Source organism: Sulfuricurvum sp. MLSB (genome assembly GCF_000747095.1).
Taxonomy (GTDB): domain Bacteria; phylum Campylobacterota; class Campylobacteria; order Campylobacterales; family Sulfurimonadaceae; genus Sulfuricurvum.
Map to the genome: position 1 here is coordinate 13,000 of NZ_JQGL01000132.1, position 13,327 is coordinate 26,326.

Annotated in this window: 11 protein-coding genes; 3 read left to right on the forward strand and 8 right to left on the reverse strand. The window is 48.2% G+C overall.

Annotation, left to right across the window (positions count from 1 at the left end):
- Positions 1–80 precede the first annotated feature (80 nt).
- Positions 81–596: a shikimate kinase gene (locus tag JU82_RS09400; RefSeq protein WP_037949764.1), complete on the reverse strand. Its 516-nt coding sequence runs from the start codon at positions 594–596 to the stop codon at positions 81–83.
- Between the two features lie 63 nt (positions 597–659).
- Here JU82_RS09400 and JU82_RS09405 point away from each other — a divergent pair, with 63 nt between their 5' ends.
- Positions 660–968, forward strand: a complete 309-nt coding sequence (locus JU82_RS09405) for a cupin domain-containing protein (protein WP_037949767.1) — start codon at positions 660–662, stop codon at positions 966–968.
- Here JU82_RS09405 and JU82_RS09410 read toward each other — a convergent pair.
- Both JU82_RS09410 and JU82_RS12055 read right to left on the reverse strand, forming a co-directional pair.
- A complete protein-coding gene (locus JU82_RS09410; RefSeq protein WP_037949770.1) occupies positions 958–2,544 on the reverse strand; it encodes a methyl-accepting chemotaxis protein in 1,587 nt (528 codons plus the stop codon). The genes JU82_RS09405 and JU82_RS09410 overlap by 11 nt on opposite strands.
- Positions 2,545–2,573: 29 nt before the next feature.
- Positions 2,574–3,947 (reverse strand): peptidoglycan DD-metalloendopeptidase family protein, encoded by a 1,374-nt coding sequence (locus JU82_RS12055; RefSeq protein ID WP_294892750.1) that lies wholly within the window; start codon positions 3,945–3,947, stop codon positions 2,574–2,576.
- Positions 3,948–4,033: 86 nt separating this feature from the next.
- Here JU82_RS12055 and fbaA point away from each other — a divergent pair, with 86 nt between their 5' ends.
- On the forward strand, positions 4,034–5,116 hold the full coding sequence (gene fbaA, locus JU82_RS09420) for a class II fructose-bisphosphate aldolase (RefSeq protein WP_037949772.1): 1,083 nt from the start codon (positions 4,034–4,036) through the stop codon (positions 5,114–5,116).
- Positions 5,117–5,233: 117 nt separating this feature from the next.
- Here fbaA and JU82_RS09425 read toward each other — a convergent pair whose 3' ends face one another.
- The 3 genes from JU82_RS09425 to JU82_RS09435 form a co-directional block, all read right to left on the reverse strand.
- Complete coding sequence (locus JU82_RS09425; protein WP_037949775.1) at positions 5,234–6,076, reverse strand: peptidyl-prolyl cis-trans isomerase; 843 nt, start codon at positions 6,074–6,076, stop codon at positions 5,234–5,236.
- A gap of 89 nt (positions 6,077–6,165) precedes the next feature.
- Positions 6,166–8,082, reverse strand: coding sequence for a response regulator (locus JU82_RS09430; protein ID WP_037949777.1), 1,917 nt, complete (start codon positions 8,080–8,082; stop codon positions 6,166–6,168).
- Between the two features lie 9 nt (positions 8,083–8,091).
- On the reverse strand, positions 8,092–10,032 hold the full coding sequence (locus JU82_RS09435; protein WP_037949778.1) for a response regulator: 1,941 nt from the start codon (positions 10,030–10,032) through the stop codon (positions 8,092–8,094).
- Between the two features lie 128 nt (positions 10,033–10,160).
- On the opposite strand from JU82_RS09435, the gene nth reads away from it, so the two are divergent.
- Positions 10,161–10,808, forward strand: coding sequence for an endonuclease III (gene nth, locus JU82_RS09440; RefSeq protein WP_037949781.1), 648 nt, complete (start codon positions 10,161–10,163; stop codon positions 10,806–10,808).
- 173 nt (positions 10,809–10,981) lie between these two features.
- Here nth and cmoA read toward each other — a convergent pair whose 3' ends face one another.
- Entirely contained in the window at positions 10,982–11,698 is a 717-nt protein-coding gene (gene cmoA / locus JU82_RS09445; protein ID WP_037949782.1) for a carboxy-S-adenosyl-L-methionine synthase CmoA, read from the reverse strand.
- A gap of 110 nt (positions 11,699–11,808) precedes the next feature.
- Complete coding sequence (gene pyk, locus JU82_RS09450) at positions 11,809–13,308, reverse strand: pyruvate kinase (protein WP_037949783.1); 1,500 nt, start codon at positions 13,306–13,308, stop codon at positions 11,809–11,811.
- Positions 13,309–13,327 lie beyond the last annotated feature (19 nt).

Consider the following 13,327-nt stretch of genomic DNA (forward strand, 5'->3'; position numbering starts at 1 on the left):
CTGCCGATGCGAGATCTTTTTCCCATTTAACATCGGCCCCGAAAAGGACGGCTGCGCTTAGTAGGAACCCCGATACAATCTTAATCATCCTGTCTCACCTTTTGTAAAATTTCTCCGGCAATCTCGTCCAGTTCTTTTCCGTTGACGTCAATCACGATATCCGCCGCTGCTTTGTAAAGCGGGGCACGCTCCTCATACAGTTTTTTAGCTTTGTCGATATCTTGGAAAAGAGGACGTTTTCGAAGTTTGCTTTTTGCATTCGGATGGGCGCGAATCCGCTTATAAATTGTCTCGAACGGTGCGGACAAATACACTACCGTCCCGATATCGGAAAGGTTCGGCACTTTAAAAAAGCCCCCTCCGGTTGAGATCAGAGTGCCGCTGACCTCTTTTTGTAGCCAAAGGGCCACTTTGTGTTCAAGGGCGCGGAAATACGCTTCCCCCTCTTTGGCAAAAATTTTTTTGATTTTCCGGTTTTCCATGCTTTCGATGACATCGTCCGTATCCAAGGCGATCATATCCGACTGCTTGACGATCTCCCGCGCGACAGAGCCTTTGCCGACTCCCATAAAACCGATCAATATAATATTTTTCATTTCGTCTTTACTCTTTGGCTTATAATAGCGAAATCATATCATGCATTAACTTAGGAGTGTTTCTTGGTCCGCAAATGTAATCTTTATGAGGGGGAGTCCCCTGAGCAAAACCGTGAAGTATTCTCAATTCTTTTTGACAGCGGCATCGTTCGTATCGAGTCAATACGCTCTTGGCTGAAAAGACCGGGAGAATGGTATGATCAAAACGAAGATGAATGGGTGTTACTCTTTGAGGGGGAAGCTGATCTTGAAATCGAGGGCAATGTCCTGCATCTGACGCGGGGGGATCACGTCATGATCCCGAGACATACCCGCCACCGCGTTCTTTTTACCTCCGAAGAGGCCTATTGGATAGGGGTCTTCAGCTCTTGAATTCGTTGATACGGGCAGACAGTGACTGCGCTACGTCCAACAGCTGTTTCGAATCGTTTTCGATCTGCTCGACACTGTTCCGGTTGCTTTCGGACACCACGTTGATTTGAGAAATTTTCTCGATAATCCATTCGATATGGCCTACCACTTCGACCGAGTCGTTGTAGGAGCGTTGAGCAACGGCAACCGAACGTTCCATCTCCGCCGAAGTCGCCGAAATTTTATCTTCGACTTCGTTTGAAATCGCCGTCAATTCATTCATATTTTTGGCGTTTTCGCCCATTTTGTCGCTGACATCGTTGATTGCCTGAACAATCGTACCGACGCTGATTTCAATTTCGGTCAAACTTTTTTGTGTCCGTTCCGCCAGCTTTCGTACCTCATCGGCAACAACGGCAAAACCGCGTCCGTGTTCTCCGGCACGGGCTGCTTCAATGGCCGCGTTCAGTGCCAAAAGATTGGTCTGATCGGCAATATCCTTGATAACACCCAGAACATTTTTCACCTGATCAGCATCTTGGCGCAATGAAATAAGTTGTGATGCCATATCGTGTTCGGTTTCGATGTATCCGTCCACTTCACCGACTAGCTTGTACAACGCGTCTTTTGCCGTAACAAGCTCTTCATTGGCATTAGCGACATTTTTCTGCGTTTGTTCGGAAATAGAAATCGCTCCCGAAAGTATCTCTTTAATCGAATGACTTTTCTGCGTCGTTGCCTCGACGATTTGGCGCTCTTGTTCTACGCCTGCGGAAATCTTGCGCGTCGCATCGGTGATCGTCGTCGCGATAACCGAATTTTGGCGTCCGAGATCTTTGACCTCGTTCACCGTTTCCTGCACCATCCCGACAAAACGGTTAACCGCAAGCGCCGCTTCGGAAAACTCGTCTTCTTTGGTTACTTCCAACCGCTTCGTGAGGTCTTTGTCTCCGCTTACCAGAGATCCGATCCGGTTGCGCAGCCCTTCCAACGGATTAAGCACCTCTTTGCCGAAGAAAATGTTGAGCACCGATACGAATACGATGACGACAACGCCCAGTGCAATCAGCAGTACCGTTTCGGTTTTGCCGATTTCGGCATCGTTTTTCTCCAAAGAAATGACCAGATCCATCACACCGATTACTTCGCCTTTTTGAATATTGGTATGGCATGCCAGACAACGCTCTTCGGCGATCAGCGGCTGTAGCAGCCGAATCGTATGGGAACCGTTGGTACTTTCAATAACTTCGGCTTTTTTAGTTTTGAAGACCGCTTTGACCATCGGCTCTTCGCTGAATTTCGCATTCAATCCGAAAAGATCGATAACCGCCTGCGATTTCTCAACTTTCAGCTTCTCGATCCCTTCGATCGTTTGGGCATTTTTGATTGCTTCTTCGACAACTTTCGGATCTCCGGCTAGCATGCTTTGCGACAGCGTTTGAAAAATAGACTGACTGAGCATATTCAACGAGCGTTTTGCCGTTTCATTCGAAAAATCATGAAATGTAGTCGTTAAATACCAATAAATTGCGCCCAGCCCCATAAAACTGAAAAGGAGCGTTGAAAAAATGATTTTTGACTTGACGGTTTTGAACATGCCTACCCCATATTTAAATTCTCATACGGTTATTGTACCGTATATCGGTCCCCTTTGCGAGGCAATGTCACAATTCCCTCCGCAGTTTGTATTTTGACCGGTAAATTCATCGGCCGACGCATCGTAACGGGATCAACTTTGCTGATGCTAAAATGCAGATGCGGCCCGCTGCTGTAGCCGGTATTGCCCGAATAGCCGAGCAGATCTCCTTTGGCAACTTTTTGTCCGATCGTCACCGCCGCGCCTCCTTGCATCAGGTGATAGTAGTTCCCCATCGTACCGTCATTGTGTTCCACAATAACGTAATTGGCATACTGACGATAATCCGGGCTGAGACCTCCAAGGTTGTTCGATCCTTCCGCTCCGACGACGATGCCGTCTCTAGCCGCATGGATGGGAGTCCCTACCGGGACGGGAAAATCGATGGCGTATGCCGAGAGCCCCTTATGGGTAATTCCCCCGTGATACCCCTGAGAGACATGAATATTCGCGCCTTTTCTAAACGGCAGCGCATAACTGTAATTATCATTATGAACCGCAAATGCCGAACCTCTCACCCATCCGTACGTCGAGCGGTAATCTATCCCCTGTGTCGGAACGATACGGGAGAGCTCAAGCACTTTTTTACGGCTTTTTCCGGGAATCTCGATGAAAAAAGGGACTTTGGCGGAGGGCTTGAGGTTACGGATCGATTCAAAATCGATACTGAGCGTCACGGTGTAGGGGTTGAGATTCTCTGCTTCCAGTTCAAATCCCCCGGCCGCGTTTGCTTCGGCACTTAAAATCACGCTGTTGCGCGATCCGATCTGTGCCGTTTTTTTGACCGTGGCGACTTCGGAACGTTTCAGAATACGTAAATGTTCTTCGTATGCCTGCTCCTGCTCAATCGCGATTTGCATACTTTTGGATTCCAGTTCCTCTTCTTGCCGCAATGATTCAAGGGAGTGCATTGATTTTTTCGGATAATTTTTTTCGTAGAAAGCAATCACTTCCGATCGGATACGAGGATGATGTAGCGGTTCGAGAGGGACAGAGACAAGTTGTTCAAAGCTTGGTTTGTCTTCCCCGGCGATTGCTGCGCCCAAAGATCTGCGGTATATCGAATCGATTGACTCTTTGGTCCGGGAAAGTTCACGCAAATCATTCAAATACGATTTGAGCACCTCTTGATCCGCTTTTGCCATTCCCGATAATTCCGCTCCGACAGCGAGCGTCGAACGCACTTTTTCCAAAAAACCTTTCAAAAGAGTTTGATTCGGCTGCATGACCTGTTTTTGACTCAGTTTTTCAATGGATACGGCACTTTTTTCCAACGGATCGGCCAGAGAATAAAAAGGTATTTTCTCCGACCCACCCGACAATACCGCCGATCCGATCAATGTTACCAAGACGATACGTACCAATCTTTCCCCTTTCCCGACTTATGATTAATTGTATCATTATTGCTCTGAGGCTATAATATCGACTATTTTAATTGTGAGGTCAAGGCATGCCCAAACGTATTTTAGAAGTGATCAAGCCGGGCGTAGTGTTCGGTGACGATATCCAAAAACTATTTGAAATCGCCAAAGAAGAGGGATTCGCGCTTCCCGCAGTCAATGTCGTAGGAACCGATTCAATTAATGGTGTTCTTGAAGCGGCAAAATTGGTCAATTCTCCCGTCATTATCCAGTTCTCCAACGGCGGCGCAAGCTATTATGCCGGCAAAGGACTCAGTAACGAAAACGAAAAAGCGGCGATTGCCGGAGCCATCAGCGGTGCGATGCACGTGCATATGATGGCTGAAGCGTACGGTCTTCCCGTCATTTTGCATACTGACCACGCGGCGCGCGAGCTTCTTCCGTGGATTGATGCCCTTCTAGATGCGGGGGAAAAACATTATGCGCAGTACGGAAAACCTCTTTTCAGTTCCCACATGCTCGACCTCTCCGAAGAGAGCCTTGAACAAAACGTCGCAACCTGTGTTGAGTACCTCAAACGCATGGATAAAATCGGAATGACGCTCGAAATCGAACTGGGCGTCACCGGAGGAGAAGAGGACGGCGTCGACAATACCAACATCGACAATGCCCTTCTTTACACCCAGCCCGAAGACGTCGCGTATGCGTATGAAAAACTGAGCGCAATCAGTAAACGGTTTACCGTTGCGGCATCGTTCGGCAACGTACACGGCGTTTACAAACCGGGTAACGTCGTCCTGACTCCGGTTATTTTGGATAACTCGCAGAAATACATCAAAGAAAAATTCAAAACCGCATCGGACAAACCGGTCGATTTCGTTTTCCACGGCGGATCAGGCTCAACGCTCGAAGAGATCCGCGAAGCGATCAGCTACGGCGTCATCAAAATGAACATCGACACTGACACCCAATGGGCAACATGGGAAGGGGTCAAAGACTATTACGAAAAATACAAAGACTACCTGCAGGGCCAAATCGGAAATCCCGAAGGGGACGACAAGCCGAACAAAAAATATTACGACCCGCGCAAATGGCTCCGCGACGGTCAGAAGACCCTCGTAGCGCGTGTCAAAACCGCGTTCAGCGACCTCAACGCAATCGATCGCAACTGATTTCTTCAGAGCCGGAGAGTTCCGCTCCGGTTGCTATTTCTCGCACGTTATAAATCAAAATATTTAGCAGGATGGGACAAGAGGTCATCCCCGTAAACGGAGATGAGACGAAGATATTTATTTGGTATAGGTAATTTTTGCTTTGTCGCGCAATGAGTCCATTTTTTTCTCCATATGCGCTTTGAATTTGTCCATTTTCAACCGTTGCTCGATGAAGTTTTTAACCTCGTCGAAACCAAGTTTTTTGGCGGCTTTTTTGTCTTCGATGTAGATGACGTGATATCCGAACTGACTTTGTACCGGCACAGCCGACATCGCCCCTTCTTTCATTGCGAATGCGGCATCGTTAAACGACGGTACCATTTGCCCGCGAGGGAAATATCCCAAATCGCCCCCTTTTGCCGCACTCGGACCGGTTGATTTGGATTTTGCCTGAGCAATGAACTCGTTACGCAGCTTTTCTCCGCTGAGTCCTTTCATGCCTTTGATGACCGCTTCGGCTTCCGCTTTGGTTTTGACCAAAATGTGGCGGGCTCGAATCTTCTCTTTATCGACGAATTCATCCGCATTGGCGTCATAATAAGCTTTCACTTCTTTGGCATCGATATTGATGGCTTCGAATTGCTGCTGCTCCCAGATTTTCGCGGCGAGCTGAACTTTTAAACGGTTCACAAGCGCTTCAAGCTCTTGTTTGTATTCTTTCGATTCAAGAACTCCTGTGCGTTTCGCGTCATCGTATACAAGTTCCTGTGCAATCATCCCTTCGATGATCCGCTGGCGCAACTCGTTTTGCTTGTCTGCCGGAAGAGAGTCAAATCGTCCTTGCGTCCCCTGCATTAATACTTTATTGACCTCTTCAGACGTGATTTCGTCACCGTTTACCGTTGCCAAAACAGCCGCGGATGCCATCGGTGCACCCAACAATAAACCCAAAACCCAAGCGGTATAAAAACGCTTCATTGCTTTCCTTGTGTTCCCCTTCTGCGAGGGGAATTTGATATCGGCATTATAATACATTTATCAGTATAGTACGCAAAAAATAACCGTTGTTAAACAACGTTTTGATAACGCTGCTGCTCGGCCGTTTTCAAATACCTCTCTATCGTTTGAAGCAAAAAGTGTTTATCGATCGGCTTAGCCAAGTGTGCGTCCAGCCCTGCAGCTACGATCCGTTCCCGGTCACCGATAAGCGCATGCGCCGTAAGCGCAATTACGGGAACGAACCCGCGCGCATCCCGTTTGTCTATCTCTTTGATCAGCCGGGTCGCCGTCAAACCGTCCATAACCGGCATGTCGATGTCCATCAGAACCAGATCAAACGGCTCTTTTAGGTATGCATCTACCGCTTTTTGCCCGTTATCGACTGAAACTACGCGAAAATGTTCCTGCAACAAGATTGTCTCAAGCAGTTTGAGATTGATCAGATTATCCTCGGCAATCAGTATTTTAATATTTTCCTGGCGCGGTATGCTTTGAACTTCCGGGCTGCGGGAAATGTATTCCTTCGGCATTTTATTCCATACGACCGCCAGCGTTTTGCGCAAAGAACTCGGGAGGATCGGAAGCGTCACAATCGATTCAACCGAATCGACAATCGCATCCGCCTGTTCCCCGTATTCAAGCTTCATGATCGGTACAACTTGCAGATTCGGATAAGTCGATTTAATCGCATCCACCTGCGATTTGGAGAGATGGGGAACATCGAGGAACAAGACATCGCTCTCATGCATGGCCGTATTGACCAAATCATGCACCCCTTTGATCTGGACATTGAACAATTCCAGATACTTATAGAGCAACGCTCCCTGCGTCGACAAATGATGTTCTTGGGTATAGATCACCGAACGCGTTCCTTCGACGAAATCGAACGACCCCGCTTCGTCAACCTGATGAGTGACCCGGAACGAAAAACGCGATCCCTTTCCGGGTTCGGAAGCGAGCATCAGATGCGAATCCATCATATCGACGTATTTATGGCTGAGGCTCAATCCGATCCCGAGACCGTCTTTCCCGCGCCGCTGATTTTCCCATGCGGAGGCGAAAGGACGAAGCAGTGTTTTAATTTTCTCTTTTTCGATACCAATCCCCGTATCGCTCACCGCATATTCGACTTCAAGAAAGTCTTCCTCGGCTTTGACGATCAAAATTTCAACAAGAACCTGTCCGCCATCTTCGGTAAACTTGATCGCGTTTTGGATCAGGTTACGTAAAACCGTCAAAATTTTATCCTGATCTCCGATCATCGTTTTGGGCAGATGCGGATCGATCAGGAACATCAGATAAATATCTTTGGCGGATGCGAGATCGTTAAACTGCATCGAAAAATTCTCATACACATCGAGCGGATTGAAAAGGGCCAGATTCGTATGCACGCTTCCGCTTTCGACCTGCATCAATTCCAGAAGATTTTCGATATTGCGCATCATCGACAAGGCACTTTGGCTCGTCATTTCAACGTATTCCTGCTGCCAGGAACTCAAAGGACTGCTTTTAAGCAGATCGGTAAAACCGATGATGGCATTCATCGGAGTTCTAAACTCATGGGAAATATTGGTTAAAAATTTCTTTTTAAAATGTTCAAAATAACGTTCAGCCGCCTTAGCCCGTTCCACAATGGTCGTATCGCGGAAAATAACGCCTATCAGCGGTGCAGTACCGATCATAATCACTTCAGATTTGACCGCTACATTGTATTCAGACGTTCCGACATGTATTTTTCCGCGATAGCTGCCCGGTTGTGAAAGGAGAAACGACAGTTCCACACCCGTTGGATCAAACCATACATCCAACGGAGCGACATCCTGTATGCTCTGTTCTTTAAGAAGTTCCAAAAGCTGTTGGTTGCACCCGATCAAACAACCCGACATATCGGTGTAGCTCATCGGGTCAATATGAAGCTTGGCGCAGGATGTCAGCAGATCGATTACATCCGAATGCGCCTCTTGGAAACTTTCGTCGTAAAGCATGTTCACCCCTTATACCCGAACGTGAAGATATTTATGAAGGACATATTCAAGCTTCTCACGCGTGAGCGGTTTGGAGAGGTAATCATCCAGCCCGCGCCCGAGGATATATTCACGGTCCCCCTCCATTGCCAATGCCGTGAGCGCGATAATCGGCATTCGTCGCAACGGCCCTTCTTCGGCCTTAATTTCCTGCGTTGCGAGGATTCCGTCTTTGATCGGCATATCAATATCCATGAAAATGATGTCGTATTTGTTGCTCCTGCACATCTCAACCGCTTCGTCACCGTTGGATACAGCACTGACCGAAATACCGTATTCCCGCAACAACAGCTTGATTAGACGCTGGTTGATCAGATTGTCCTCGACTACCAGCGCACTGACACTCCGCTGAAGCTGCGTCGGTGCTGCTGCCTGTTCTTGCGGCAGTTGCAATATTTGTGCTAAATGGGCATACAAAGGAGTCGGGAGCAGCGGCTTATGCAGTGCCTGATCCACAACATGAAGCATTTTTGCCTGCAGCCGTTCGTTCGGGTCGAGCAATAAAACGGTTTTACACGTACGGCTCATGCGCGCCAGTTTCATTGCCCAGTCGCCTTTGTCCTGCGACGCAATCAGATACACCACTTCGGCATTGTCGAAAATCGTTTCGTCTATCGACTGTACTTTCGTGACGCTGACTCCGAAACTGCGCAGATAATTGGTTAGATGGTTCGCATCATCGAGCCGTTTTTCGTCAATCAGAACCACTTTGACATTATGGGCATTGATCATTGCCAAAGCATGATCCGATGAGCCCTCCAAGGTCAGTGCGAAACTGAACGTAGACCCTTTCCCCTCGTCGCTGACGATTTTGAGTTCGCCGCCCATCAGCGATATCAAGCCGTGAGAGAGACTGAGTCCAACGCCCAGACGATTGTCCGCATGATCGCCCGAAACAAACGGGCGGGTAATATTGCCGAGTTCGGCCTTGCTGATCCCTTTGCCCGTATCTTTGATTGTAAATCCAATATTGCAGGAACCGGACGTATTGCGTTTGAGCAATTTGATATCAACGATCACCCGGCCGCCTGATGGGGTGAATTTGAGGGCGTTGTTATAAAGGTTATTGAGAACCTGTTTGATTTTGCGGATATCGCCGGTCAGATACGTCGGCAGTTTCGGATCAATGAAAAATAAAACGCCGACCCCCTTGTCATTCCCCATGGAAACGTAATTTCGGGCAAGCTCCTCCATCTCATTCATGACATTAAACTCGCCGTTGCTGATCGCCAGACGGCCGTTTTGCATTTGGGCAAGATCCAGAAGATTTTCGATATTGGACATAAGGTTTCGTGCGGAACTTTGTACCGAGCGGATGTATTCGAGCTGCGTATCGCTCGGAGACGTTTTCGACAACAGCTCGACAAACCCAAGGATTCCGTTCATCGGGGTTCTGAACTCATGCCCGATGTTGGCCAGAAATTTGCTTTTGAGCTGTTCGGTCTTTATCACTTCGGCCCTGAGATCGGCTTCTTTGGTCCGATCTTCCAGACGAAGAAGATAGAGTTCCGTCCCCTCGCCTTCGATCAGCGTAGAGGTGGCCGAAATCGACCGGAGTTTTCCGGAGCGGTCGACAATACCGACGCCGTACCCGCTCGGGCAATGGGTACGAATGTAATCCAGCCAGCTTTTGTCGTATTCGGTAAAAACTTCTTCATCTTCATGGTCGAAAAGTTCTCGGATACTCTCGTAATTTGCCCGAAGCTGCTCAATGTTCTGCAGAGGGACAAGATTGAAAAAAGCCTTGTTCGCACCGATCCATCCTCCCTCTTTTGTAAAAAACAAAAGTGCCGAAGGATCGGTATCAAGTACTTTATAAAAAAGTGATTTGTTAATAATTTGTTCGTTATTTTGCGTAAAACGGTTCTCGTTCGCACTAAAGAGTTTTTGAAACCAGCTGATCAATCCCAAAACATTACTCCCTTTTCCTTTAATACGGCGTTATTCAAGGCATAAAAGGAGCCATTGTAACACAAAAACCCCCTGTTCATGTTTTTTTTTCGATCATGATACAATACGCTCAAAAAACGGGATTTGCGATGAAAAAAGCGACCAAAAAAGAGATTGAAACGATCAAAACGGCTCTTTTGGAACGTTACAGCGAAGCGGTCACCGAGCTTACCTATACCAATGCCTTTGAGCTTGTGGTCGCCGTAGCCCTCTCGGCGCAATGCACCGATAAACGGGTCAACCTCATCACTCCCGCACTCTTTAACGCTTATCCTACTCCGACCCTCTTGGCGCAGGCCGATATCGAGGATGTGAAACGGATCATCCAGAGCTGTTCGTTTTTCAATAATAAAGCCCTCAATCTGATCAAAATGGCTCAGAGGGTCGTAGAGGTGTACGGCGGCGAAATACCGCTGGATGAAAAAGAGCTGACCACCCTTGCCGGGGTCGGACAGAAAACGGCCCACGTCGTGCTGATCGAGTACACCAAAGCCAACCTGATGGCCGTCGACACCCACGTTTTCCGCGTCAGCCACCGTCTCGGGCTCAGCGATGACGCTACGGCCGTTGCCACCGAAGAGACTCTGGTCAAAAAGTTCAAAACCAATCTCCATCAGCTTCATCAGGGGCTGGTTTTGTTCGGACGCTACATCTGCACCGCCAAAAATCCCAAATGCGATACCGAGTGTTTCTTAAAAAGCTGCTGCAAAAGTACGGAGGGATTTAAACCCAGATGAGATACAATAGAGCCATGAAAAAGAGCTGTTTTTTACTTTTATTGCCGATCCTGTTCGCCGGCTGTTTCAACGAACGGGGAGTATAAAGAGTGCGATAAAAACCTCGTCGATTATTCCGAAGTCAAAGAGGTGTTTACCAACCCGATCAACGGAAGCGTTCGCTAAACCGAGGTTTACTTGACCGCAATAAACGTCGCGAAGTTGGCCCATCGGAAAAGGACGTCGCACGTTTTAAAACCGTTGTTTTTCGCCATCAAAATGTTTTCGTTCATCGTGTAGGGGATGAGAACGTTTTCCAGCGCTTCGCGCTTTTGCATAATCTCATATTCGCTATACCCCTGCGTTTTTTTAAAATCGTAGTAACAATCGATCAGCTCTTTGTTCAACTTCGGATCATCGCTCACTACTTTTTCGCTGAAGATAAACACCCCTCCTTCTTCCAAGGCATCGGCAATGGTTCGGATCAATCCTTCGCGCTGAAGCGGCCGAATAAATTGAAGGGTATAATTGCTGATAATGACCCGCGCTTTCTCGTAAGGAAAACTGAGGATGTCCCCTTCTACCAACTCGATCGAGGAACCGTACACTTCCACTTTTTTACGGGCATGCTCGATCATCGCGTGAGAATTATCGATCCCGATAAGCTTGACCGTGCCGTTTTTTCCCACTGAGCGTTCGATCTCAAGCAACTGCGAAGCGGTAGAGCACCCCAAATCGTAGGCGATTCCTCCCTTTTGCAGCGCATTCACGGCAAAATGGCGCGTCAGTGCCTGCGACTCTTTGTAAAACGGAACGGAACGCGAGAGCATATCGTCGAAAACGGCTGCCACTTCCGCGTCAAATTCGAACTGTTTGGAAATCGGTTTGGTAAAGAGGGTATCGGTATTCATAATGAAATTGTAGCGTAATGCGAAGCGGTTTCGAGGGGCAACTGCTGTGAGTGACGAAACAAAACTTTCCGGCCCCTCGCACTTCTATTCAAGCATTTTCCGATCCATTATCAAAACAACGTAGGAATATTGGTGCTTTCGTCATTTTTTTTACTTTTGGCGGGAAGCGGCTTCGTCTCGCCGAAAAAAGTGATCTCGTTTTCACGCAGGATACGGATGACATTCGTCGTCCCCGGCGTACCGATCGGATATCCTGCCGTAAACACATAGGTATGATCTCTGTCGATAATAGCCCGTTTTAACCCGCTGTGAATGATTTCGCTAAGCATCTCTTCCAACCGCCCTTTTTTCGTCAGAAAAGCCGGTACGACGCCCCAAACCATCGTCAGCAGCCGTGCGATCCGTTCCTCGTGGGTTGCGGCGTAAATCGTCATTTTCGGGCGGTAGCGGGAAAGCTTTTTCGCCGACTGTCCCGACGTCGTCATCGCGATGATTCCTTCCGCATTCAGCGAATCCCCCAGCCGGACGGCCGACTCGTTGACAACGTCCATCGCATCGTCGTATCCGAAATCAAATTTTCCGTACGGGTACATCTCTTCGATCGCCTGTATCGTATTGACCATCGTTTCAACGACGAGTACGGGATTATGCCCGACAGCGCTTTCTTCTGAAAGCATTACGGCATCGGTTCCGTCGAGGACGGCATTGGCGACGTCGCTGATCTCCGCACGGGTTGCGGACTCTTTTTCGGTCATAGACAACAGCATCTGCGTCGCAGTAATAACCGGTTTGGAGTGTTCGTTGGCTTTATGGATCAGCATTTTCTGAATCGTAGGAACACGGTAATAAGGAACTTCGATCCCCAGATCCCCACGCGCGACCATGATCCCGTCGCTGTAACGCAAAATGTCGTCAATGTTCTCGACTGCATCAAACTTTTCGATTTTGGCAAACAGCTGTACATCGCCTCCAAGCGAATGTACCGCTTCGCGTGCCTGAATCATATCGCGGGCGTTTTGTACGAAGGAAATCGCCATAAAATCGACGCCGTGTTCGACTCCCCACGCCATGTCGGCTTTGTCTTTTTCCGTCAACACATCGATTCCGAGGGCGGTATTGGGGAAATTTACTCCCTTATTGGATGAAAGCTTCCCTTTGTTTTCCACGACCGCACGCACATAGCTCCCGGTGCATTCGACGATTGTGGCTCGGATATTGCCGTCATACAGATAAATGGCATCTCCGACCGTGAGCATTTTCAAAATCTCGGGCTGATTGATCGACAGGCGGTAATGCTTGTCCGCAATTTTTTCCCCTTCGATCGCGGCGTAAAAAAAATCAAGTCGATCATCGCTTTCGAGATAAAAATCTTCGTGTAATCTTCCGATCCGGATTTTTGGACCTGAAATATCCTGCAATACTCCGACAATCAGGCCGGTCTCGCGCATTGCGGTTCGGATGTTGTTCAACACTTCCGTATGGTATTCGTGGCTCCCGTGCGAAAAATTGAGACGAAATACATTGACTCCGGCACGGATCATCGCCGAAAGGGTTTCAACTTTGTCGGACGACGGCCCGACGGTGGCTAAAATTTTGGTTCGTTTTTGCATACTGAATTAACCCTGATGA